The 24,795-nt window shown below is 45.1% G+C and carries 23 protein-coding genes; 11 read left to right on the top strand and 12 right to left on the bottom strand.

From position 1 onward, the window contains the following. Positions 1–71: 71 nt before the first annotated feature. Positions 72–383: an isoamylase early set domain-containing protein gene (locus NFI80_RS22175; RefSeq protein WP_026628582.1), complete on the top strand. Its 312-nt coding sequence runs from the start codon at positions 72–74 to the stop codon at positions 381–383. 100 nt (positions 384–483) lie between these two features. On the opposite strand, the gene NFI80_RS22170 is transcribed toward NFI80_RS22175, so the two are convergent. Both NFI80_RS22170 and NFI80_RS22165 read right to left on the bottom strand, forming a co-directional pair. Next, positions 484–1,404: a hydroxypyruvate isomerase family protein gene (locus tag NFI80_RS22170; protein ID WP_235166374.1), complete on the bottom strand. Its 921-nt coding sequence runs from the start codon at positions 1,402–1,404 to the stop codon at positions 484–486. A gap of 80 nt (positions 1,405–1,484) precedes the next feature. Continuing rightward, entirely contained in the window at positions 1,485–4,178 is a 2,694-nt protein-coding gene (locus NFI80_RS22165; RefSeq protein ID WP_235166373.1) for a PVC-type heme-binding CxxCH protein, read from the bottom strand. 370 nt (positions 4,179–4,548) lie between these two features. On the opposite strand from NFI80_RS22165, the gene NFI80_RS22160 reads away from it, so the two are divergent. After that, on the top strand, positions 4,549–4,965 hold the full coding sequence (locus tag NFI80_RS22160) for a hypothetical protein (protein WP_235166372.1): 417 nt from the start codon (positions 4,549–4,551) through the stop codon (positions 4,963–4,965). A 54-nt stretch (positions 4,966–5,019) separates the two neighbouring features. Here the strand turns inward: NFI80_RS22160 and NFI80_RS22155 are convergent, their stop codons facing one another. Continuing rightward, entirely contained in the window at positions 5,020–8,103 is a 3,084-nt protein-coding gene (locus NFI80_RS22155; RefSeq protein ID WP_235166371.1) for a PVC-type heme-binding CxxCH protein, read from the bottom strand. 107 nt (positions 8,104–8,210) lie between these two features. Here NFI80_RS22155 and NFI80_RS22150 point away from each other — a divergent pair, with 107 nt between their 5' ends. The 3 genes from NFI80_RS22150 (at position 8,211) to NFI80_RS22140 (ending at position 11,057) form a co-directional block, all read left to right on the top strand. Further along, the gene (locus NFI80_RS22150) at positions 8,211–8,801 is read left to right on the top strand and encodes a hypothetical protein (RefSeq protein ID WP_235166370.1); all 591 of its coding nucleotides are present in this window, start codon (positions 8,211–8,213) and stop codon (positions 8,799–8,801) included. Positions 8,802–8,871: 70 nt separating this feature from the next. After that, positions 8,872–9,801, top strand: a complete 930-nt coding sequence (locus NFI80_RS22145) for an alpha/beta hydrolase (protein WP_235166369.1) — start codon at positions 8,872–8,874, stop codon at positions 9,799–9,801. Positions 9,802–9,869: 68 nt separating this feature from the next. Further along, entirely contained in the window at positions 9,870–11,057 is a 1,188-nt protein-coding gene (locus NFI80_RS22140) for a glycosyltransferase family 87 protein (protein WP_235166368.1), read from the top strand. A gap of 54 nt (positions 11,058–11,111) precedes the next feature. Here the strand turns inward: NFI80_RS22140 and NFI80_RS22135 are convergent, their stop codons facing one another. Beyond that, positions 11,112–11,525, bottom strand: coding sequence for a T9SS type A sorting domain-containing protein (locus NFI80_RS22135; RefSeq protein ID WP_233797419.1), 414 nt, complete (start codon positions 11,523–11,525; stop codon positions 11,112–11,114). A gap of 233 nt (positions 11,526–11,758) precedes the next feature. Between NFI80_RS22135 and NFI80_RS22130 the strand changes: the two genes are divergently transcribed. Continuing rightward, positions 11,759–11,980 (top strand): hypothetical protein, encoded by a 222-nt coding sequence (locus tag NFI80_RS22130; RefSeq protein ID WP_235160444.1) that lies wholly within the window; start codon positions 11,759–11,761, stop codon positions 11,978–11,980. A 3-nt stretch (positions 11,981–11,983) separates the two neighbouring features. Further along, positions 11,984–12,292 carry a type II toxin-antitoxin system RelE/ParE family toxin gene (locus NFI80_RS22125; RefSeq protein WP_235160445.1) on the top strand — a complete coding sequence of 103 codons (309 nt, stop codon included), beginning with the start codon at positions 11,984–11,986 and terminating at the stop codon, positions 12,290–12,292. Here the strand turns inward: NFI80_RS22125 and moaA are convergent, their stop codons facing one another. The 5 genes from moaA to NFI80_RS22100 form a co-directional block, all read right to left on the bottom strand. Further along, positions 12,293–13,285, bottom strand: coding sequence for a GTP 3',8-cyclase MoaA (gene moaA / locus NFI80_RS22120; RefSeq protein WP_233797420.1), 993 nt, complete (start codon positions 13,283–13,285; stop codon positions 12,293–12,295). Between the two features lie 9 nt (positions 13,286–13,294). Beyond that, the gene (gene moaCB / locus NFI80_RS22115) at positions 13,295–14,203 is read right to left on the bottom strand and encodes a bifunctional molybdenum cofactor biosynthesis protein MoaC/MoaB (protein ID WP_235166367.1); all 909 of its coding nucleotides are present in this window, start codon (positions 14,201–14,203) and stop codon (positions 13,295–13,297) included. A gap of 102 nt (positions 14,204–14,305) precedes the next feature. Further along, positions 14,306–14,755, bottom strand: a complete 450-nt coding sequence (locus NFI80_RS22110; RefSeq protein ID WP_235160447.1) for a molybdenum cofactor biosynthesis protein MoaE — start codon at positions 14,753–14,755, stop codon at positions 14,306–14,308. Between the two features lie 35 nt (positions 14,756–14,790). Beyond that, on the bottom strand, positions 14,791–15,030 hold the full coding sequence (locus NFI80_RS22105; RefSeq protein ID WP_235160448.1) for a MoaD/ThiS family protein: 240 nt from the start codon (positions 15,028–15,030) through the stop codon (positions 14,791–14,793). A 49-nt stretch (positions 15,031–15,079) separates the two neighbouring features. Then, complete coding sequence (locus NFI80_RS22100; protein ID WP_235166366.1) at positions 15,080–16,270, bottom strand: molybdopterin molybdotransferase MoeA; 1,191 nt, start codon at positions 16,268–16,270, stop codon at positions 15,080–15,082. Positions 16,271–16,748: 478 nt separating this feature from the next. Between NFI80_RS22100 and NFI80_RS22095 the strand changes: the two genes are divergently transcribed. Beyond that, positions 16,749–17,513, top strand: coding sequence for a lytic transglycosylase domain-containing protein (locus NFI80_RS22095; RefSeq protein ID WP_235166365.1), 765 nt, complete (start codon positions 16,749–16,751; stop codon positions 17,511–17,513). Positions 17,514–17,642: 129 nt separating this feature from the next. Then, positions 17,643–18,086: a peptidylprolyl isomerase gene (locus tag NFI80_RS22090; RefSeq protein WP_026628598.1), complete on the top strand. Its 444-nt coding sequence runs from the start codon at positions 17,643–17,645 to the stop codon at positions 18,084–18,086. A 71-nt stretch (positions 18,087–18,157) separates the two neighbouring features. Here NFI80_RS22090 and NFI80_RS22085 read toward each other — a convergent pair whose 3' ends face one another. The 3 genes from NFI80_RS22085 to purH all read right to left on the bottom strand — a co-directional run bounded on the left by NFI80_RS22085 (position 18,158) and on the right by purH (position 22,491). Beyond that, entirely contained in the window at positions 18,158–19,777 is a 1,620-nt protein-coding gene (locus NFI80_RS22085) for a sodium:solute symporter family transporter (protein ID WP_235160451.1), read from the bottom strand. 160 nt (positions 19,778–19,937) lie between these two features. Further along, a complete protein-coding gene (locus NFI80_RS22080; protein WP_235166364.1) occupies positions 19,938–20,813 on the bottom strand; it encodes a hypothetical protein in 876 nt (291 codons plus the stop codon). A gap of 142 nt (positions 20,814–20,955) precedes the next feature. Further along, entirely contained in the window at positions 20,956–22,491 is a 1,536-nt protein-coding gene (purH, locus tag NFI80_RS22075; RefSeq protein WP_235166363.1) for a bifunctional phosphoribosylaminoimidazolecarboxamide formyltransferase/IMP cyclohydrolase, read from the bottom strand. 137 nt (positions 22,492–22,628) lie between these two features. On the opposite strand from purH, the gene NFI80_RS22070 reads away from it, so the two are divergent. Together NFI80_RS22070 and NFI80_RS22065 are read left to right on the top strand one after the other, a co-directional pair. Next, a complete protein-coding gene (locus tag NFI80_RS22070; RefSeq protein ID WP_235166362.1) occupies positions 22,629–23,417 on the top strand; it encodes an SDR family oxidoreductase in 789 nt (262 codons plus the stop codon). Positions 23,418–23,465: 48 nt separating this feature from the next. Continuing rightward, a complete protein-coding gene (locus tag NFI80_RS22065; RefSeq protein ID WP_235166361.1) occupies positions 23,466–24,794 on the top strand; it encodes a hypothetical protein in 1,329 nt (442 codons plus the stop codon). The last annotated feature ends 1 nt before the right edge of the window (position 24,795 follow it).

The following is a 24,795-nucleotide window of genomic DNA, read 5'->3' as shown; positions in this document are numbered from 1 at the left end:
ATTGATATTCATTGATTTGAATAATTTTTGATTGTATATTTGTTCCATCAACTATTTAACACTACATAATCATGGCATTAACAAAGCAATTTGTAAAGAGTAAATCACTTTATAAAGTAACATTTACAGTTCCCGCAGAAGCAGCAGTTGAAGTAAAAAAAGTTGCGTTGGTTGGCGAGTTTAACGGATGGAATCCTGAGGAAGCAATCGCATTGAAAAAGCAAAAAGACGGCTCATTCAAAACAAGTCTTGAACTTGCTTCAGGTGAGTATCAGTTCCGTTATATCCTTGACGACGAGAAGTGGGAAAATGACTGGGAAGCAGACAAATACGTAGCTGCCGGCGTTGACGCAACTGCTGAAAATTCAGTTGTTGTATTGTAATTTACTATTTGCTCCAGGGCACAAAAAACACCGTAAAGTAATTGCTACTCTACGGTGTTTTTTGCTTTTATATTATATCAAAAACGGCTTGCGAAGAACATTAGATCGTAAAGCTGTCGCTCTCTACATAAGCCTTGATAAGCGCTTCCTCCCCTTCTTTGCCCGGTGAGAAATTGCCGTGCTCCATGCCCATAATGAACGACTTGTTTTCTTTCTTGCTGCGGTCGTAAATGTATTTGAAAATATTCTTATAGTTAATTTCTCCTGTTGTCGGCTCTTTGCGGCCTGGCTCATCCCCAATCTGGAAATAATCGATTTCGCTCCAAGTCCGGTCAATGTTGTAAAGCAGGCGTCCTTCGTTTTTCTGCATGTGATAAATGTCGTACAAGATCTTGCAGGACTTGCTGTTCACACCGCGGCAGATTTCGTAAGTCTGGTCGGAAGTTCTCAGGAAGAGGTTAGGCGAATCGCTTAGCGGCTCTAAAACCATTACCAATCCATGCGGTTCAAGGATTTCTGCACCGCGGCGCAATGCATCGATCACATGGCCGGTTTGCACGCCGATGGGTAAATTCCTTTCAAAATCTCCCGGTACAACCGTCATCCATTTCGCATTTACGCGCTTGGCTGTTTCCACTGCTTTTTTGCAGCCATTTAAGAAAATATCAATGTACTCCTGCTTGCCTGCCGCTAATGTATTGGCTCCGTTTCCACCCTTATCCACCACAAAAACGCCCATTTCCATGCCCAGGCGCGTCATTTCCTTGGCTATGGCTTCCTGTTGCTCCTTCGGACGGCCCATCATGCCGTTATCTTCCAATGCCATAAAACCCTGGTCAGCCATAAATTTCAGCTGATCAATCACATCTTTTCCGGCGCTGTTCTGAAACATGCCGAAGTGGGATGCGTATTTAAGCTTGAATTTATTTTTAGCCGTTGGCGCCGTTGCGAAAGCATCTCCTGCTGCAATTGCTGCACCAGCCAGACCAAGGGAAGATTTTACAAAATTTCTGCGGAGCATATTTTTTTAATGTTTTGTTTAGGAATGTAAAGTTGTAGCGTTGTCAAATATACCGCAAACGGCCTTGGAAACTTGCATTCCTAGCCTCTCCTGCGTTTTCTCTTCCTTTCTTTCTTGCTGTCTGACTTCGAGGGCTCGGCCAGTTTATCATCGGTCAGCTGAGGGAAATAGGGAGCAAGCTGCACCTTGATTTCTTCTCTGAACGCATTTCTCACACCTTCCAATGCGGCCTCTTTCACATCGCCAGCCATTTGATCATCGCGAAGCATTTTCACCACTGCTTCTTCTCCCGGCCAGCTCGCCCCCAGATATTTGGCCGCGTTTTTACGCACAGACATAGGCTCATTGGAATTCAAAGCTGTGTTCCTTAATAAATAAACGGACTCGGGACTGCCTACTGTTTGTATCGACGCCAGAAGCGAAGATTTTTTCTCTTCATTTAAACCAGCGAGTTTTTGCGTCACGTACGAAATGCCAGCCTGTTCCAGCAATAATGCCCCGGCATCCCGTCCCACAACTTCATCCGATTTATCCAAAGCCATTTTAAACAACCGGTCCATCTCGGAATCCAGCTCATAGCGGGTCATTAAATCAATGTAATGTTCCGTTCCATAAGTTTCGTCGAGAAGCTTGTTTAATGCGGTGAGCCCTTGCTGGGAGTTCGTAACAAATGATTTATCCAAATGCAGCAATGCAAGCTTGCTTACTTCAATTCGGTCCGAAGAATTGACATTCATCACATTCAGCAGTGCCTGCGATTTTTCATAACCTGCATGGAAGAAGTCGAATGCGCGGAAGTAGCGAAGCCTGCTTTTGAAATTCACACTGGTATCCGAAGCAGCCGTGGTCAGATACGGAATTGCCTGCCGTGTTCTTGCCAGCCATACAATGTCTTTTCCTGCACTCGTGGCCACAGGATTAGCGCCTGCCTGCGCAAGCCACGCCGGGAAAATCCGTTCCCATTGGTCAAAGGCACCTATGCTCAATGCTTCCACCGACCAGCGATCGTTTCCTTTGTATTGTCTTGCCAACTGCAACCAAACGTCCAATGCTTCGTAAGTATGGTTATGATTGATCGCCAAAGCGCATTCTCTTCTCACTTGCGGGTCAGGATCAGCGGTAAGGCGCTTGATATATTCCGTAGGATCGCTGTTGCGCTGTCTTACCGCGCGCAATGCTGTGATCCGCAGATTTGGGTTCATTTCCCTGAATGCAATGTCCAGGCTCCTGTAATTAAAACCTTCGATCCGGTTCAAAACCCACAATGCACGCGCCCTGACCCGTGGATTGACAACTATTGACCGAAAGAGCTCTTCCAGATAGGGTTCAGCCTGCCAGCCATGCTTTACACAAGCATTCCAGGCCATATAACGCATGGATAAGTTGGGACTTTGCAACGCTTTTACTGCCTGCTCGGGAATGGAGAGGTCAAATACAGGGATTTTATACAGTGAGTCCTTGGGCGCAACGCGGAAAATCCGGCCACGGCTCCTGTCCTTCATTTTATGCGAACCAATTACAGGATCATACCAGTCGGAAATGATCAGTGAACCGTCAGGCGCTACGCATACATCCGTTGGCCTGAACCATTTATCGCGTGTTCCTTCGACGATAGGAAGAATGCCGGTGGACTTATATCCTGCACCATCATTCACGACCGGGAATCCGCTCACGCTTTGCTGGCCTGCATCGGCGAGTAGAATTTGATTCTGATAACGCCGGGGCAGTAAATCACCTTCATAGATGGTCATACCCATCGGAAAACCTGAGCCCGTTTCAATGAGGTTAGGAACAACGCCCGGATCATTCTGATGCCAGTGCCTGCGCGGGATTTCGTCTTCCAGATTGGTGCGGTTCAGACGCCAGCTTGCACCCGTCATTTCATCAATGTATCCGAAATTCCCGTTTTCCATCACATAGGAAACGCGGTCGCCGCCATTGCCAGGCTCTTCCTGATCCGACTGCCACATAGTCCCGAAGCTATCGACGGCAACTTCAAAGCCGATCCGGAAATTTTGTGCTAATATTTCAACTTTGGTAAAATCCTGATCACATCTGAAAACGACACCTTGTTTGAACTGCCTGAAATCGATCGGCCTTTCATATTTATCAAGCAATGGCCTGTCCTGACCATCAACTAGCTGCCTTCCTGCATTGCCGAAATTGAAATAAAATTTCCCATCCGGCCCGAAAACGAATGCGTGAACGCCGGCGTCATTCTGCGAGCCGCCAATTCCCTTGAATAAAATTTCCTTTTTATCGGCCTTATCATCACCATTTGTATCGGTAAAAAGCCATACATACGGACTCTGCGAAACAACAGCCTTGTTACCCATCACCCAAATTCCCAAAGGCGAATTCAGCTCCGGCCCCTGGTAAAAGACCTTGGTAACATCCGACTTCCCATCGCCATTTTTATCCTCCATGATCACAATGCGATCCCCCTGCCCCAGCTCCGACTTACCATTCACAGCGGGACGATAATTATAGGCTTCGCAGGCCCAAACCCTTCCCCGATGGTCCACATCAATGTTAATGGGATTGATAACGTCCGGTTCCGAAGCAAAAAGCGTTGCTTGCAGGCCATCGGCCACTTTCAGGCCAAGCACCGCATTCCGGGAAAATCGCTTTTCAGGCTCCGAAAACGTAGCATACAAGCTATCAGGATCAGTAACGACTAGTGAATCAGGAAGTTGACAAAAACCGAAGAAGTTGAGAAGAGTTGTAAAACCTGCAATTAAGAATGCAGATTTAGTAGAATTAAATTGTTTCAAAACAAAAATTTGATGATGCAGAATATCCTAATAACGTATAAAAATACCTGATGTTTCCGGGATTAGGAAATGAAGTTTGAAAGAATAAAAGATATTACTAACTTTGTTTTGTTATATTACAAAACACACAAGATTGCTTTTTTCACATACTATACACTCATAAATAGTGAAGCATATACTTAAACAGCTTATAGCTGAGCATTTAATCCGTAGAGGCGAATTAAAAATCAGACTCAAAAACTTGAGCACTATGACAAGTCCTTCAGATGAGTTACAAAATATTGTTCTAGATGAACTATTGGACGTTAATCAGAAGATCCAACAACTGGAGGACATCTACAAGTCACTTTAAAATCAACGAATACTCGATATGGAACATATATTTAAACGAATGAGAGAAGCGGGCAGTCTAGCTGAATATGAAGCAGCAAGTAATGAGTGCCTGGACTATTTTCAAACCGCAACAGAGGCCGAACGGGAGGTGATTGGAAAGTTCATGGTTCAAGAGGCAGAAGAATTGCTTGCACAATCTAGAGAGACCCGCAAAAAAGCAGATGCTTTAATCGCAGAATATCATAAATCCAAAGACGTCAACATTGAAATAAACGGTCAGAAATATCCGCTTAGTGAGTGGGTTACGATGAAGGAATATTGCAGACGATTTGGATTGAAGAATACAATGATCATTAACAACTGGATTAGCAGAAACATTATCCCGGAAGAAAATATTCTTAATATCAGCCAGTTGAATAATCTTCGGCTTATTAAGGCTGTTCCCTACAAATGATAAAAAAAGGAGCATATGCGCTCACATATGCTCCTTACAATTCTTTAAGTTGATCTATTTCTTCTTCAACCCACTCAAATAATCAACCAGACTAACCAGCTCCTCGGTGCTCATGGCATCCTGCAAGCCAGCGGGCATCATGGAATCGTTGAGTTGTTTGATGGACTTTACTTGCGACATTTTGTATTCCTGGGTCGAGCCGCCAGGGAATTTCAGGATCAGGTCGGTTTCGGTTTTGCTGGCGACGATGCCGGAGACGGTTGATCCGTCTTTTAATGTTACCTCGAAACCCTCATATCCAAAGCCAATTCCCGCGCTGGGCTCGAAAATGGCTGCATACTGTGCCTCCTTTGGCAGTTTGCTTCCGATTTCAGAAAGTTTTGGACCAAAATCCATTCCCTCCCCATTCACCTGATGGCAAACCGAGCAATAGGACGTAAACACCTGTTTCCCCTTCGACAAATCGCCTTTCATACCGATCAGGTCTTTCACTTGCGGATGCTTTGAAACTGCTACGGTTCCGCCATCTGTGTATTTTGCCGCTTCCATTTTGACTGATTTTCTCCAAGCGCCGCTTAATCCTTTCACAGCTGCGGCTTTCTGTTCACCGCTTAGTTTTCCGTCTTTTAATAATGCTATAACCTGATCTTCACCATTCATCGTCCCGCCCAATGACCTGGCGGCAATCGTGCGCAAGCTAGCCGGATATTTATCGTCCAATGCAACGGTTTGCAGGATTTCCAATGATTCTTTGCTTCCTACGCCTCTCAATGCTGAAACAATCCCCTCACTTTTAGAGGCATCGGATCCTTTGATAACACCCCAGACCATTTTTCCACCACCCTGTTTCATCAACTGCATCGCAGCCGCCGGCCCTGTCCGGGTTGACGCCTGGCTGATGGCCATATCCAGTAACCTTGGATTTTCTGACTCCAATTCGTATTTACTTACTAATTCAAGATAAGCAGGGGTTCCGAATGAGGAATCGAGCAACTTTTTGAGCGCTGCCATTGCTTCTGCATTTTGTTTAACAAATGCCGGGTCCAAATGTCTTAATGCCAGCTCATTTACTTTTGTCTGCTCGGGAGAATTCCCTTTCATGATCTGCAAGAGCGCCATTGATTTTTCATTGGCAGCAGTATTAAAATCAAAAGCGCGGAAGTAACGGAGCCTGCTTTTCAAATCGGTTTTGGAATCACCAGCGAGTGAAGCCAGCAACGGAACCGATTCCTTACCGCGTGAACGCCAGACAATGTCTTTGCCAGCCTGCGTTGCAATGGCATTGGAACCAACTTTGGCTTGCCACGCTTTGAAAAACGAATCCCACTGCTCGTCTGCGCCAATGCCCAATGCTTCCAGATACCAGCGATCTTTGCCATCGTATTGCATTGCCAGTTCCGCCCATAGTGCAGGAGCCTTCGGCGATTTGTTATGATGCAGGATCAATGCACATTCTCTTCTCACCTGAGGCTCAGCATCTTTTACCAATAGACTAATATAACTGGTAATGTCTACATCTTTCAGCTCACTGGCCGCGCGTAATGCTGCTATCCGCATGTCAGGATTTGCGTCCTTGATGGCGATATCAATGTTTTTCTTGCCAGAAGTCGGCCATTTGCTCAAAACCCACAATGCCCTTGCACGCATGCGGTCGTTTGCCTTTTTATCTTTAAATAACTTTTCCAATGACGGAATCGCTTTTTCACCCATTTCGGTCAAAGCCATCCACGCCTGGTAACGAACGGAAAGATTTGGGCTTTGCAATGCTTCCACTGCGCCGGTTGCCGTTGTCAGGTCTGTTTTTGGAATGCGATAAGGCGTGTTTGCAGGTGCTATTCGGTATAAACGGCCGCGGTTCTGATCACCGGCCTGGTGGCCGCCGACGCCCGGATCATACCAGTCGGAAACGATGAGTGAACCATCGGGAGCCACACAAACGTCTGACGGGCGGAACCATTGATCCCTTTTACCATCGACCAAGTTCACGATCTTGGCTGTATAACCTGCGCCGGATTTCTGGACCGGATACGAACGCACCACATTATGCCCCGGCTCGCAATGGATCATTTGATTTTGAAATTCTTTCGGCAACATTGAGCCTTCATACAAGACCATTCCCGTGGGCGATCCGGAGCCTGTCTGCAACAAATTCGGAACCACGCCCGGGTCATTCAAATGCCAGTGACGGAATGGAATGGAATCTTCCATATTCGTGCGGTTTGCACGCCAGCCTGCACCGGTAACCTCATCGGTATAGCCGTAGTTGCCATATTGCATCACGTAATTGATCCGCACGCCTTTGTTTCCGTCGTCATCATTGTCGGACTGCCACATTGTTCCGTAACTATCCACCGCGACTTCATAGTTGTTCCTGAAATTATTTCCCAAAACCTCAATGTTCTTAAAATCAGGATCGCAGCGGAACACCATTCCCTGTTTTAACTTTTTGAAATCAATAGGCTGGCCATCTTTTCCAATCACCGGACTTCCTTTTCCGTCCAGTAAATGTCCTCCCTCGTTACCAAAATTGAAATACAACTTTCCATCCGGCCCGAAAATGAATGCGTGCATGCCGTGGTCGTGCTGCTCACCGCCTACGCCCTCGAAAATAACTTCCTTTTTATCTGCTTTTCCATCATTGTTTTCATCCATAAAAAGCCAGACATAAGGACTTTGAGAAACCACCACACGATTGCCCATCACCCAAATCCCAAGCGGAGAATTAATTTCTTTCCCCTGATAAAAAACAGTGGTTTTGTCCGATTTCCCATCGCCATTCGTATCCTCCATGATCAGAATGCGGTCGCCTTCGTCTTTGGTAGGGTTACCATTGATCGCAGGGCGGTAATTATATGCCTCGCAAACCCAAACCCGGCCCAAATGGTCTACATCAATGTTGGTGGGGTTGGTAATGGTGGGTTCCGAGGCGAACAATGTTGCTTCCAGTCCGTTGGTTACAGATAATCCTGCAACCGCATATTTAGGCGAGCGCTTCTGGGCGTCGGTGAGGTCTTTATAAAGGCTGTCGAGTTTCGAACTTTGGAAAGTGCTTGGGTTAACGTGCTGGTAAGAAGCGACCATCAGGGTTGCCAACAAACATCCTGCGGGAAACAGTGCCAGCGTTTTTTTTAAGTTCATGGGGATTGTTAATTACAGTCGGTAATGCGGAAAAGATTTGTACAAATCTTTAATAAAGATTACTAATTTTAAGCATATAAGAGACAAACCACCTGTCATTTACTACCATGAACAAGACTTTTTTTTCCGCAATCGCACTTTGTCTGGCTGCTGAGGCAATGGGCCAAACTGCCGTTTTATCCCCTGAAATTCAAATCAAAACAGCTGTTCTGGCCGCGCCCGCAGATAAGCGCGAAGGCGCCAAGGTTTACGGTTACGCGCCCGACGGTTCTTTCAAAGTCCTTCGCGCCGGCAACAATGATATGGTTTGCATTGCCGACGATCCAAAAAAGGAAGACGTAAACGTTTCCTGCTATTTTGCCGGACTGGATGCATTTATGGAAAGAGGCCGCGTGCTGGCTAAGGAAGGAAAAAACCCGAAGGAGATTTTCGACATTCGGGAGAAGGAAGTAAAGGATGGCAAATTGATGATGCCGAAGCAATCCTCTACGCTTTTCGCATTGTCGGGAACGAAGGATAATTATGATATGGCCAGCGGTGAGCTGAAAAACGGTTATCTCCGCTATGTCGTTTACATTCCCTTTGCGACGGCAGAAAGCACCGGACTACCGCTTAAACCAGATGTTGCCGGCATGCCGTGGATCATGGACCCGGGAACGCACAGGGCGCACATTATGATCAATCCTGCAAAGCCTTAGTAACATTTTCCGGCATTAACGCATGGTATATTAGCTTGGAGACCGACTTATTGGATTAAAAAATAATGTGATGAAGAAAATAACCGGTCTCCTGCTTGCATTGGCACTATACGCTGCACCTGATAAATCCATGGCTCAAAACGAAGTAATTAATCTGTGGCCGGAAGGCAAGGTTCCCAATTTTAAAGCGAATACGGTTGAGGAAAAGTCTGTAACCGGCGATGACAACATTCTCAGGATCAGCGGCGTTTCCGTTCCGACGATGACGGCTTACATCGTTGCTAAAGAAAAAGCAACCGGCGCGGCGGTGGTGATTTGCCCTGGCGGAGGTTATGGGATTCTGGCGGCGTCGCACGAGGGAAGTGATTTTGCAAAATGGTTTAATGATCGCGGAATTTCGGCTTTTGTGCTGAAATACAGATTACCAAGCGAAAAAACGATGACTACGCAGCATGAAGTGCCGTTGATGGACGCCATGCAGGCCATGAAGCTGGTCCGCCAGAGCGCTGGCAAATGGAATATTGATGTGAACAAAATCGGTGTGATGGGTTTCTCGGCGGGCGGTCACCTGGCAGCCACATTGTCCACGCATTTCAATATGGGTAAAACAGCTTCTCCGGACGGAAAGCCCAATTTCTCGATCCTGATTTACCCGGTAATTTCCCTGACGCCCGAACTTGCCCACGGCGGTTCGCGCGACAACTTATTAGGTGCTGCAAAATCCGACGAACTGATCAAATATTACTCCAACGAACTCCAAATAAGCCCCGAAACGCCTCCCGCATTTCTTGTACATGCGATGGACGACACCGGCGTCCCCCCCGAAAACAGCATTGCCTATTACCTGGCACTCAAAGCCAAAAAAATCCCTGCTGAAATGCATTTGTATCCCAAAGGCGGGCATGGCTACGGTATGCGCACAGAAGGAAAAGGCTCTCTGGCAGGCTGGCCGGCTGCTATGGACGGATGGTTGAAATCGATGGGTTATGCAAAGAATTGAATCATAAAAACGCTGATTTATCCCTAGTTTTGGTTTTCAATCAAGATAATGGATAATTCTGACCTCCAATGCGTGCTGTAAATCGTTTTTTAGTAAATCAAAAATACCTGCTCATCCTGTTTCTGGGCGTGGCGATCTTCGCCAGCTTGCAGTCCTACTTTGGCGGAATGAAAAGCTTTGTTGAAGGCGGCAGGCTTTATACGACTTACAACAACTACATTATATTCAAACAGTCCTTTTTCCACCTGATCGAATCGAAGGATCTGTATGATTCGTTTGTGGAGGAACAGGGTGATTTGTTTAAATACAGTCCCGCATTTGCATTGATTTTTGGCATCCTGGCCATCCTTCCTGATGTGCTGGGACTGTCTTTATGGAACATTCTGAATGTGACGGTGCTGTTCTACTCCGTCTATTATCTCCCGCGCATTGATCTTAGGACCAAAGGTTTGATCTTGGTTTTTGTGATCGTGGAAATGCTTACCGCCACTCAGAATGAGCAAAGTAATGCGCTGATTGCCGGGCTGTTCCTGTTTACTTTTGGCTTTTTAGAGCGGGGAAAATATTGGGTGGCATCGTTTTGCCTCGTTTCCACTATTTTCATAAAGCTGTTCGGCATTGTGGGGCTTGCTTTATTTCTTTTATATCCGAATAAACTAAAACTTACCTACACAACTGCCGTTTGGGTGATCGTTTTTACGGCGCTTCCACTGTTGGTCGTGAATGTGGATCAATTCGTCTTTCTTTATAAAAGCTGGGCAAATTTGCTTTCCAATGACCATTCCATTTCTGACGGCTTGTCTGTAATCGGCTGGTTGAAAACCTGGTTCGGGCTTCAAGTGAACAAAACTTACGTCAGCGTTGCGGGCGCAATCCTGTTTTGCATTCCGCTTTTACGGATCAACCAGTATAGCAATTTCACATTCAGAATGTTGTTACTGGCCTCGATCATGATATGGGTGGTTATTTTCAATCACCGGGCTGAGTCGCCCACATTCATTATTGCCATTACAGGCGTTGCGCTTTGGTATTATGCGCAGCAGCAAAAGCCGGAAAATTATGTGCTGCTTGTGCTGGCCTTCGTTTTCACAGCCTTATCTCCTACCGACCTTTTTCCAAGATTTATCAGAAATGAATGGATGAAACCTTATGTTGTAAAGGCCGTTCCGTGTATTTTAATTTGGGCTAAAATAACCTACGACCTGTTATTCGTGAAGCTTTTACCCAGGACAGAGGAACAACCGGCAGAAAAATAAAAAGCGTTACAGGAATGCTGCGGCTGCATGCCCGTAACGCCACATTGTTGAACCTTAATTTATGCCGACTAATGTCCGCTCGACTTCTCTTATTTCGTTCGTAGCCAGGTAAATACTTTTCACAATCTTTTCATAATCATTGGAAACTTCCAGGGTGTAAACTCCGTCGTTGATCTCTTCGAAATTCAGCTTGCGTCCATATTTGCTGAGATGCCTGGGAACATATTCTTCATGGAGGACTTTGCCTTTGGCGTTCATCAGGCGGATTACCACGCGTTCGCCTTTTTCTTTTTCCATCAGCAGATTCATAGAAGTTGTGTTTTTGACCCTGTACATGCCGATTTTAAACTTTTCGCAGGAGTTATTTTTGCATTCCGCTTTTGGTTCAACGCGCGGTGTTGCGGATACATTGGTTACTAGCAGAAGGGTAAACGCTGCGGCGGCAATCATTTTCATCACGTTTCTCATGGCTTTTGAAGGTTACTTTGAGTAAATACTTTTTGAAGATTTTTACCAATGATATCCCCGCAACCGCCAATGTTGCACGCATTATTTAAACGGCAGAAATTAGTGTTGAATGGTTTTAAGTATATTAATCAGATGGATTGGTGACGTTTTGAAGGGGAGGATTTGTGAAACGAAGATAAAAAGTTACCTAATCCTCGTTATCTTTGGTAAGCAACAACTTAGATCCCATACATATGGCAGTTACTTATCACATCACTATCAAAAAAGATTATGCAGCATCTCTTATTGAAGATTTGCAAAAAGTTGATGCAATTGATTTGATTAAAGAAAACGATGAAAATTTCGTCGTTACGAGAGCGCAGATGGACGAAGTGAATGCACGGGTAAATAAGTATCAACATCATCCTGAGCTGCTTATAGACGAAGAGGAGGTCTTCAAAATGCTGGATGCCTGATCTATGGCATTGTACAAGCTAAAATTTACACCTGAGGCAATTGAAGATATTGCTGGTGCTGCTGAATATTATGATGAGTGCCAGCAAGGCCTTGGCAAAAGGTTTCGATCTGAAGTTAAGCGAAAACTGAAATTGATCAAAGAAATCCCACGAATATACACGCTTAGATATGGTGAAGTAAGGTTTGCGCTGCTGGATGTCTTTCCTTATGCCATTCATTTCTCAATCAATGAGCAAACACAAATTGTGCAGATACATGCCATTCTCTGCCAATTCGAGAACCCTTATACAGCCTGGAAAAATTTTCAGTAACTACCCCCCGATAGCAATCATATTCCGGTTTTGTTCGTAATCTGATTTAGCTTGTTTTTCGGTGAAGTTTACGTGGCCGCCGTGGGCGAAGTGTTTTTTGTGGAAATGGGCGTGGATGAGGGCGCGGACGTCCTGGCCGGCGCGGAGAGGAGTCAGCAGATCTGCTTCGGAAGTGTCGAAGAGGCAGTTTTTAAGCTTTCCGTCGGCAGTGAGCCTGATGCGGTTGCAGCCGGAGCAGAATGGATGTGTCACCGTCCCGATAATCCCAAAAGTACCCGCGCCGCCGGTTACCTGGAAACGATGTGCTGTATCCTGCAATTCACCAGTTAATTGTTGAAAATCAAATTCATTATTGATATCGGAAAGGAGCTCGTTGTAGGAAACGATCTTTGACATATCCCACTGATTGCCCTTAAATGGCATAAATTCAATAAACCGGACGTGCAGATTGGGTTGTTCGAGGGTCATCCTGACGAAATCATTGACTTCGTCTTCATTAATGCCCTTCATCACCACCATATTGATCTTAACCACGAATCCTTCTGCCAAAAGCAACCTGATATTTCCCAGGGTTTTGGTAAAATGGTCCCGCTTCGTGACCGCTCTGAACCTGTCTTCCCGCAATGTATCCAGGCTGACATTCAGCGAATTGACACCTGCTTCTTTCAGATTATCAATAAACTGATCAATGAAAACAGCATTGGTGGTCAGCGTCAGCGAAGTGGGCAGCTTGCCGAGGTCGGAGACAATCTGACCTACGTCTTTGCGGATTAATGGTTCTCCACCCGTTAAACGTATTTTATCAACACCCATCTCAACGAATATCTCGGCGAGCGCTTTGATTTCATCGGCTTGCATTAGCCATTTGGAAGGCATAAACTGCATGTCCTCCTGCGGCATACAATAGGTACAGCGCAGATTGCACTTATCAGTCAGCGAAATTCGCAGATAAGTGTGCTTGCGACCGAATGTATCTACAATGGGTAAGGACATTATTTTATTTTAATCGTGCTTTTTTCCTTCAATGACACTAAAAACATGCAGGACTTGCGGGAACAATGCATCCATATATTCTGCAACGCCGCCTGTGCTTCCCGGCATTGTAATAACCAGTGTTTCACCAATTAAGCCGCCAACAGATCGTGATAACATGGCTGTGGGCATACGGTCCTGACCGTAATTCCTGGCTGTTTCCGCAATTCCCGGAATCTCTTTTTCAATTAATTCTGATACTGCTTCCGGTGTAACATCCCGGTGAGACAACCCGGTTCCGCCTGTGATCAAAATAAGCTGATAATCTGCCAGGCAAAGGCTTTTGATTTTCTCCTGAATGCCGGCCTTATCATCGGCAACTATGCTGTAATCGCTGGCCGCAATTTTGAGCGTTTCCAGTTTTTCAATGATTTTTTTGCCCGATTTATCTTCACCAATTCCATTTGAAATGCTGTCCGAACAAACAATTACTGCGGTTTTCAGGTTTTCCGGTATAGCTTTCCGATCGCTCTTTCCACCTTTTTTCTCCAATAACCTGATATTCCTGATCTCAACGCCTTTGTCGATTGGTTTCAGCATATCATACATGGTGAGCGCAACCACCGAAGCGCCGTGCATAGCCTCCACTTCGACGCCTGTTTTATATATTGTCTTGACAGTCAACTCAATGACAATAGTCAGATCTTCAATGCGGTAATTCACGCCCGTATATTCGACCGGGATCGGATGACAATCGGGCAGCAGGTCCGGCGTTTTTTTCACAGCGAGAAATCCGGCTGCTTTCGCCATTTCGAAAACATCCCCTTTTGGAACATTCCGCTCCCGGATGGCCGCTATGGTCTCTGCTTTGCTAACCTGCACAATGGCCTGGGCGGTTGCAATGCGTAATGTGTTGCTTTTATGCGTAATGTCTACCAATTGTAATTTTGAATGACCGGGTCGCCGGTGCGATGAATAATTAAATGAGTGAATGAGTGAATGAGTGAATGATTTCTAGCAAATTTTGAGCGGTTATGCTTCTCAGTTGTTTTCCTTCCATACGTATGTTCCTCCTTCGCCTACCAGCTCTTTTCCGAAGATCGGAACATTGGCTTTGATTTCCTCTACAATATATTCGGAAGCTTCAAAAGCGGCGCGGCGATGAGGTGAAGAAACGAAAACAAACAGGCTGATTTCGCCCGTGGGCACAATGCCCAGGCTATGATATATATGCATGCATGTAAGCTCGAACTGCTCAAAAGCAGCTTCCCTGATCTCGTGGAATGCATTTTCGGCCATTTCTTCGTGAGCTGAATATTCGATGCCGGTTACTGTTCCCTCTGCTTTCTGGTCTGCCCGGATCTGCCCTAAAAATATAGCATGTGCGCCAATAGTTGTTTTCGACTGGTGGCTTGCGATCGATTTGGAAACAAAATCAGGACTGATCGGTCCCTGAACGAAAACTTTTTTATGCTTATGCGCTTTTTCCATGAAATGGTTCTTGGGGTTTAGGCCCGTATAATGTTTCAGCCTCCTGCAAATGGCGGAAGCAGTGCAATTTCGGATGCATTATCAATAGAGACGTAATCTTGCGCAATCTTTTGATCCACTGCAATTTTAAATTTTTTCTCCCGCATAGCAGGATATCGCTCGATAATCTGGTTACGAAAATCACCCACAGTCAGATTTTGATCAGCAACCCAAACCTCGTTCGCCTGGCCGGTAATCTCTGCTAACATTCCATAATAGGATACCTGAATGCTCATTGCTTATATTTTCTATTTTAAAGCCTAACACATTTTTTCAAAAACCGATTCAGCCGGGAAGCAAATGAACCTCAACCAAATCGCCTGCATTCACCACATTTTGTGTTAAGGGCAGATAAATAATGGCATTAGCGATGGCAAAGGAGCGCAATGCAAACGATTCCTGGCCGTCCAGCGGTATCACTTCCCCGTTTACAATCAAGCCTTTCAGAAATTCATCCCGCTCGCCATTGAACGAATAAGCATATTTCGCAGGCATTTTTAATGTTGTTAAAAACGGATCTTTCCGGCCCGACATTATTCTCAAAGCTGGTAACACGTACTCGTAATAACAAACCAGCGAAGAGGCCGGATTTCCTGGCAATGCAAAAAACAGCTTATCATCCTTTTTTGCAAATAGTAAGGGCTTTCCGGGCTTCTGACGCACCTTATAAAACACCGTTTCGGCGCCCAATGCAGCCACGGCTTTCCCCACAAAATCATAATCACCCACCGAAATTCCGCCAGAAGCAAGTACAACATCATTGGATTCTGCCAGCTCGTTAAGTCCGTTGATTGTTGATTCCAGATCATCTGCCGCATATTTTATTTCAAAATCTGCTATTCCTTCCTGCTGCAATGCTGCGGCAAGCATGGCTGAATTGGATTCAAAAATTTTACCATGGACCAGCGAATCGCCCTTATGCAGCAGTTCGTCGCCCGTAATCAGCAATCCGATCTTGGGCTTTTTATAAACATTAGCTTCGCGAACATCCATTCCCTGCAAAAATCCAATACTTCCCGGCGACAGGAAAGTGCCTTTTTCCAGTGCAACAGCGCCTTGCTGAATCTGCTGACCAATATTTCTGACATTCTTACCTTCCGGAACCGGAAATTCCTGGATCATTACACTTCCGTTTTCTGCCGAAGTATTTTCCTGCATGATTACGGCAGTTGCGCCGTCAGGCACAGGCGCTCCCGTAAAAATGCGCATCGCAGATCCCGATCTTAGTACCTGTGTGGAAGTTTGCCCCGCTTTTGATTCCCCCTCTAGTTTCAGAACAGTTGCTGTTTCAGTTATATCGCTGTGTATGACCGCATAGCCATCCATGGACGACTGGCGGAATGAAGGTAATGCCAGCGGTGCCGATATATCAGTCGCCAAAACATGCCCCAAAGCGTTTCCGATCTCCACAATATGAGCGGGCAGCACCTTGACATTTTCCAGAATCTTTTGTTTCGCCTCTTTAACTGTGACCATAATCTCGCAAAATAGTGCAAAAACGCAAGTTACTATTTCTGCAATTCTGAAAGTTTAAAACAATGTACCATTGGCAAGGAATTTGTGAATTTTAGTCCGGCACAACGTGATTAGTCTGAATAACGGTTTTAACAATGATGCTAAAACTTTGATTATCAGTAATTGATGTCACGTTTTTACAATTATTTCTATATTAAGTGATATGAATTGTAAATTTTCGCGTTTGGTAATTCGGCGTTGAGCGCAGGTTAAATTTTGGTTTTATGCTTTTTTACAAAGGAAACCCAGGAAATGAGCGTGAAACACCAAATGCGAATGTCTTGAATTAATACTACACAGCGGTTACATAATTGTCTATAAATCAAAGTTTTACAGAAAAATGAAATATTTTTAATTCAAACCGCGTTATCTTTGCTCCGGCTTTAAGCCTTAATACTATGTTCCACGAAATGAAAAATGAATGATTAAACTTATCTTTATGGCCCTCTCAATCGCAATAATGGGTAATGAACCAGTGAGCGAGGTGGGGGTGGAAAAGAAGGAACTGAAAGAGACAACAATTATAGATTCAGATCTTCTTGCTATTGACTTCTGTGGCGAGGCCATTCCATTATCAGAGCTTCGAATCGCTGAGCGATATCAAAAAATGATCAGAAATTACGACAACCCCACCTTTCGTAAGCTGATGACTAAGACCCAAAAAAGAATCAAGATTATAGAACCGATTCTTAAAAAGTATGGAGTACCAGCCGATTTCAAATATCTTCCCCTGATAGAGAGCGCAATGAATGACGACGCAAAATCGCACCGTGGCGCGGGAGGCTACTGGCAGCTGATGCCGGCAACAGCTAAATCTCTTGGACTGGTCGTTAATGAAACCAGGGACGATCGCAAACACCTCGTCAAATCAACGCATGCCGCAGGAAAATATCTGCGCAACCTTTATCGTCAGCTTGGTTCATGGACCCTTGTAGCCGCTGCTTATAATGCAGGGCCTACGCACATTCAGAATAAACTGGATGCTCAGAACAAGGACGATTATTTCAAATTGCGTTTAAACTCAGAAACAACCCGTTACATCTATAAGTTACTGGCTGTCAAAGAATGGTTTAACAACCCCGAAAGAAGCAAAGAATGGGTAAGCGGAGACGTGGTAGACCGTTTGGCTGAATTCAAGGTGGAGCAGAAAAAAGCAGACGTTCAGTTGGCAAAACAAATTGAGAAGCCACTCACTGACTCCTGATTAATCATTTATTTTGGCATATAGTTGAAGAAAAGGATACATTATCCTTTTCTTTGTGTTGTTATGAAACGTCAGTTCGACTGACCGGAAACAACTTCAATTTTTATTCAAATTCTCTTTTTAATCAATATGACAAAAGCAGAAATGATCACCGATAAAGGCACGATGCTGATTGAGTTTTACGATGCGGACGCACCCGGAACGGTGAAAAACTTTGTTGATCTTTCAAAAAAAGGATTTTACGACGGACTGATCTTCCACAGGGTTATACCTGATTTTATGGTGCAAGGCGGCGATCCAACCGGAACCGGTCGTGGAGGTCCTGGCTATAAAATTGATTGCGAGCTGAATGGCGGTAACCAATATCATGACCGTGGCGTTCTTTCCATGGCACATGCAGGACGTAACACCGGCGGATCGCAGTTCTTTATCTGCCATAGCCGCAAAAACACAGCACATCTGGACGGAAACCATACTTGTTTCGGCAAAGTGGTGGAAGGCGTTGATACAGTGGACTTGCTTCGTCAGGGTGATAAAATCCAGAAAATTACCATTATCGAAGAGCAGGCTTAATCTCCTGATCGTCTCAAAAAAAGAAAGGCTTGGATCGCTCCAAGCCTTTCTTTTTTGCCCTTCCTCTTCTATTACCAGAAGTAGGCGTATAAGAATACAATGATGCCGATAACAACTGCTGCACCGACGATAAAGCTGCGGTGCGGGATGAACATGGCCGTATCGATCGCCAATCCTTTCTTTTCATCAGGCATTACCAAGCCTAAAATCACCATTACCACCACGCATATCAGGAATACCAAGCCCATACGGTCCAGGAACGGAACTTGCGTCCAGTCGGCAAACGGGAAATAATTGTTGTGCATGGCTAATGCAATAAGGAAACCACCCACAATGGCGAATAATGCACCTGCGGAGTTGGTACGCTTCCAGAAAAAGCCCATGATAAACGATGCAAAAATACCCGGCGATAACAACCCCGTCATTTCCTGAATAAATTGGAAACCACCTTTTTTATCAATTCCCATATAAGGAGAAACCACGATCGCAAGGATCATAGAAACTACAACTACGATACGTCCAATGCGTACGAGTGTTTTTTCGTCCGAATTCTTTCCAATATAATTTTTGAAAATATCGAGTGTAAAAATCGTTGAAATACTATTTGCCTTACCAGCCAGCGACGCCACAACAGCGGCAGTTAATGCGGCAAACGAAAGTCCTTTCAAGCCTGCTGGAAGCAGGTTAAGCAATACCGGATAGGCTTTATCTGCATTGATCTGCCCATCTGCATCCAGCATTTCTGCCTGGAACATTCCTTTACTGTAAAGCGCGTAGGCTGCTATACCTGGCAAAACCACGATCACCGGCATTAAAAGTTTCAGAAATGCCGCGAACAGGATCCCGTTACGGGCAGTTTTCAAATCCGCTCCCAAAGCACGTTGCGTAATGTATTGGTTACAACCCCAGTAGTTCAGGTTTACAATCCACATCCCGCCAAGGAGAACCGTCAAACCAGGCAATTGCATATAAAATGGACTTGTTTTAGGGAAAATCATGTGGAAATGGTCGTCGTGATTTTCACGCATCATTTTGATACCGGTCATTACACCATCAATGCCCGCCTCTCCCGAAACAAGGTTAATAGCCAGATAAGTCGTTGCCAAACCACCGATTACCAGGAAGAAAACCTGAATAACATCCGTAAAACCAATCACTTTCATCCCGCCAATGGTGATAATGATCGCAAAAACGGCGAGTGCGATCATACAAAACTGGAAATCCAATCCGGAAATACCCGAGACCGCAAGTGCGCCCAGATAAAGGATAGAAGTAAGGTTAACCAGAATGTACAACGCCAGCCAGAAAACGGCCATAATTAAGCTCACCGTCGGATTATAACGCTGGCTCAGGAATTGGGGCATTGTATAAATCTTGTTTTTGAGATAAATGGGCATAAAAAAAACGGCTACAATCACAAGTGTCGCCGCTGCCATCCATTCATATGTTGAAATACCCAAACCCATGGAGAACCCGTTTCCGGACATTCCGATGAATTGCTCTGCTGAAATATTGGAAGCAATTAATGATGCTCCGATCGCCCACCAGGTCAGCGAGCCTTCCGCCAAAAAGAAATCCTTGGTTGACTCGACTGTTGACCTTTTCCGTTGATAAATCCAATAACCGTAACCGGAGACGACGATGAAATAAAAGAAGAAAACAATATAATCCAGGCTCTGTAATTGTTGCATTTCAAATAATAAAATAGATGAATGTATGAGGTTGATTGGTTTAAATCGAAAGGTACATTATTTTCAGAAAATAGTGCAAAATGAAAATAGACATGGGAATAATAGTCCTGTTTTCAAATGCGTTCATAAATATAGTTACAAGTGTTAAATCGACATGTATTTATTCCGATATTTTCTTTGAATCCTGAAATCGGAGCGGGTTCGTTGGCAGTTTCTTAAACCAGTAAGCACGTTTTTTGCCTTCCGCACGCTGATAGGCCTCTTCAAATGATTTCCCGGCCTTCATTTCCCCTATCAGCCGATGCAAACCGTCCTCCTCAGAAAGGATAAGCCAATAGGAAACTTCGAGACCGGCCGACATATAAGCAAGCATCACCTGCTTTTGATTTGAATTAAAAAAACCTTTGATCGATGCCAAATCCCTGAGCTCCAAAATCTGCTGACCACCGCCTGTGTAGTAGAGCCATTCGTCCATGTAATCGAAATAGCGGCCAATTTTATCCGGGTTGTTCACAAACCGCCTGTCGAGCATGAGCGCAATGCCTTCGTTAAACCATTGCGGAATTTCCGTAGCAATGGTCCACCAACCCAGTCTTTCAAGCAGTTCCGTATGGCTCATTTCGTGGCTGATCACATCCACATTCATACCCTGCGCATTAAGGATCACAAACGAATTGCCCCAAGGCGTCCCCAAGCTGCACCCCGCCCCTTCTGTGCTGCTGCAATATTTCTGATATTCCTGCGGATCACGACAAACAATAATGGTAGGACTGGATTTTTTGCCCTGAAAGAAAGAGTCGACCCTGGCTTCGGAGCTGGTGATGATCGATTTCAGCTTTTTATAATGAATAGGCTTAATCTCCGGACTAAAATAAATTGTTCCTGTCTCAGATCGGAAACCGGAGAAACGGATTAATTCACAGTAGAAAATTTGTGGATATAGGAAGAAAAGACTGGCCGTAACAACAATGAATCCAATAACAAACAGCTTTCCCAGCTTGAAAAAGGGGTGCTGGGAAGTGTTGTTGGGGTTCAAAGAGTTGGTTGGATTGTGGGTTGATGAAGCGAAGAAGGTACTCCCCCTGTCAGCCTGAGCGGAGCCGAAGGCGCGTTACTGGCTTGGTAACGCGCCTTCGGCTCCGCTCAGGCTGACAGGGCAAGTAGCTTCTTATACTGACTTAATGCTTAAAGTGCCTCACGCCCGTGGTAACCATCGCTACGCCATTGGCATTGCAGTAATCCGTGGACTCCTTATCCCGAATAGAACCGCCGGGCTGTACAACAGCGGTAATTCCTGCCAAATGTGCGATTTCAACGCAGTCTGCAAATGGGAAGAATGCGTCTGAGGCCATTACAGCGCCGTTCAGGTCGAAGTCGAATGCATTTGCTTTATCAATTGCCTGGCGTAAAGCGTCCACGCGGGAGGTTTGACCCGTTCCGCTCGCTAGTAACTGGTTTTCTTTGGCCAGAACGATCGTGTTTGATTTTGTATGCTTGCAGACTTTCAATGCAAATTCCAGCGCAGTAAGCTCGCTTGCTGTTGGAGCCTTTTCGGTAACCGTTGTGAATTGAGACTGAACTTCGGTTGACAAATCTTTATCCTGCACCAAAACGCCATTCAGAATGGTCTTGAACATGATTTGCGGCAAAACCACGGCATTGCGTTTCAGCAGAATCCTGTTCTTTTTAGATTTTAACAACTGCAATGCATCTTCATCATATTCCGGAGCGATCAGAATTTCCATGAACAGCTTGTTAAGCTCCTCTGCCGTAGCCAGATCCACCTTTGTATTGGTAATCACCACACCACCAAACGCCGAAACCGGATCGCAGGCCAGTGCATTGTCATAAGCTTCTTTTGCGGTCGATGCAGTGGCAATTCCGCAAGCATTGGTGTGCTTAATGATGGCAAATGTCGGTCCTGATTCTGCAAATTCATCAATCAGGCTTACACAAGCATCAACATCTACCAAGTTATTATAAGACAGCTCCTTACCATGTAATTTATCGAAAATCCCTTCCAGATCACCGTAGTAAGTCGCATTCTGGTGCGGGTTTTCGCCGTAACGCAATGTTTGAGACGACAGGCTTGTGAAGTCGAAAAGCGCCTTGTCTGTTTTTTCTTTATCCGCTGTGAAAAAGCGATTTATGGCTCCGTCATAATGAGAAGAAACCGCAAAAGCCTGGCCTGCATAGAAACGACGGTCTTCGAGATCAGTCGCGCCGGCTTTCGCAGTCAGCAACTCTACAACCTCCGCATATTGGCTGCGTGATGAAACGATTAATGTATCCTTAAAATTTTTGGCCGTTGCGCGAATCAGCGAAATGCCTCCAATGTCGATTTTTTCAATGATATCCTCTTCTCCGGCGCCCGAAGCAACCGTTTCTTCAAAAGGATAAAGATCCACCACCACCAGATCAATGGCAGGAATGTTGTATTGCTGCGCCTGTGCCACATCGCCAGCGTCATCGCGGCGATACAAAATACCGCCCATAATGGCCGGGTGCAATGTTTTTACGCGTCCTCCAAAAATAGATGGATAACCGGTCAGTTCTTCCGCGGCAGTAACGGGAATGTTCAGGTTTTCAATGAAAGTCTGCGTGCCTCCGGTGGAATAAAGTTTTACACCTTCGTTGTGCAGCAGGCGAACCAATGGTTCAAGTCCGTCCTTATAGTATACAGAAATAAGAGCGGATTGGATTTTTTTCGACATTGTGGGATGTTAGACTAATGATTTCTCTGACTGAAAAATAAACCGCAAAGATAGCCGAAAAAAGTACGAAGTTTGAAGCAGAAACTGCTAAAATCGAAGAGACAACGAACGAATTAAAGAGACCTAAATCAAAAGCAATGAATCTTGATCTGACTGGAAAAACGGCATTGGTTTGCGGAAGCACGCAGGGAATCGGCCTGGCGTCGGCCCTTGAACTGGCATTATTGGGCGCTAATGTAACATTGGTCGCGCGTAATGAGGAAAAATTAAGGGAAGCAGTTGACACGCTCGATACATCAGCCGGACAACTGCACCGCTACGTCGTAGCAGATTTCGCCGATCCTGAAAATGTAAAGGAAGCCATCGAAAATTATCTCCGCCTCGTTCCCGACGTCCACATTCTTGTGAACAACACCGGCGGTCCGTCTGGCGGCCCGATCATTGACGCCGATCCGGATCAGTTTCTTAAAACCTTCCAGATGCACGTCATCAATAACCAGTTTTTGGCGCAGGCTGTTGTTCCATCCATGAAAAGAGCTCATTACGGCCGTATCGTGAACATTATCAGCACATCGGTAAAGCAACCGATCGTGGGATTAGGCGTTTCCAACACCATCCGCGGCGCCGTTGCGAGCTGGTCAAAGACATTATCACTTGAATTGGGCCCGTTCGGCATCACTTCCAATAATGTCCTCCCCGGCTACACCGTCACTTCCCGCCTCGATTCGGTTTTAGACATGCGCAGCCAAAATTCAGGTAAATCAAAAGACGAAGTCGCCCAGGAACTGCAATCCAGCATTCCTATCCGCCGTTTCAGCGAAGCCGAAGAAGTGGCAGCAGCAGTCGCATTCCTATGCACCCCGGCGGCAGCAAGCATCAGCGGAATCAACTTGCCGGTTGATGGTGGCAGGACGGAGAGTATGTAGTATTAATTTTATAAAAAATTAAGTAAAATTGAGTTTACTTTGATACATTTGGAGACCACTCCAAATGTATTTTTTGTGCGACCGTTCCGGCTCTTCATCTTCTGCATCACTTTTTCGCTCATTTCCATTCTTTCCTTCGCTCAAATTGATTCCGTTTTTCTGAAAAATCAGATAAAACCAGTTATCGGCAAAGCAGTTCCTTTGTATAAACAGAACGCAGTGTCCGTCAATAGCGGCGGTAAAAAGCAATTAATCTCCTTTGCTGACATCGTGGAGATTAGGAATGCGAATGGAAAATATTACGTGAACAAGTCCGCAGGGACGGATAACACATTATTTGTGTTGCTGGTCGAGGGCCCGTTCAGCCTGTTGTTCAATGAGAAAAACAAGCTCTTTTATATCGAGAAAAGAGATTCGATGCTTGTTATTTCCCAGCAGCATATGAACCGGGCGCTGCCCATTATTTTTGGAAAAGAGCTTGTGAACTCCTATTACGCCAAGTCCAACATTAAAGCCCAATATTCAGCGCGCTATCTCAAAAATCTGACACTTTTCGCCAATCAATCCCAGGGAGCTTATTCCAAGTTATTTGAAGAATCCCTGAGTCAAATGAAAACTTCCATACGGATAGGGCCATATGCTGGCTATTCGTTTAACAGGACAGCTTTTGACCTTAATTCTGCACCAACCGGATTAGCAACTAATAAGCGAACGGAATATGGAAGCAGCAATTCCATTCCGCTGGGCCTCCGGGTCGACATTGACCTATCAAAGAGAATTGGCATCAACCTTGATGCTTATATAAACAATACAACGGCCAAAAACCTCTTGCTTAGCAATACCGGATTTCACGCCATTCCATTTCCAAATTCCATTATTATACCCGAAAAGTATGATAAGGATCTTAAAATAACCGGGTTTTCAAGTAGGACCTTCCACCTCGACCTGTCCATGACCATTGCTTTGAACCGCGATCTCAGAAGTAAGATCAAGCCGTATGTTTTCGTAGGCCCTTCCGTTGCATTTATGCTCAAAAACGATGTAATGCAAGCCGCTGGCTATCAGGAAACACCTGAATCGGAGATGGGTTACTTTTACCGCTGGTCAAAACTGGACGCGAAGAAATACTTAGTTGGTTTCAATGTTGGATTAGGTGTGGATTACACGGTGACGGAGCGCGTTTCGATCACAGCCTCTGTGAAGTATTTAGGTGGAATTTATCAAAAAATGATGAACAGGAGTTTTTTACCAAAAACCAGGAATGACACCACTGTCCCAGATAGTTCATTCGGAGTTTTCAATTCTCACTTATTTACTTTCTATGATCAACACGTCAAAATGGTGAGTGTTGGACTAGCCGCGACTTACAAGTTTTAGA

This window comes from Dyadobacter chenhuakuii (genome assembly GCF_023821985.2).
In the GTDB taxonomy this organism is placed as follows: domain Bacteria; phylum Bacteroidota; class Bacteroidia; order Cytophagales; family Spirosomataceae; genus Dyadobacter; species Dyadobacter chenhuakuii.
This window is presented reverse-complemented; position numbering and strand designations above follow the sequence as displayed.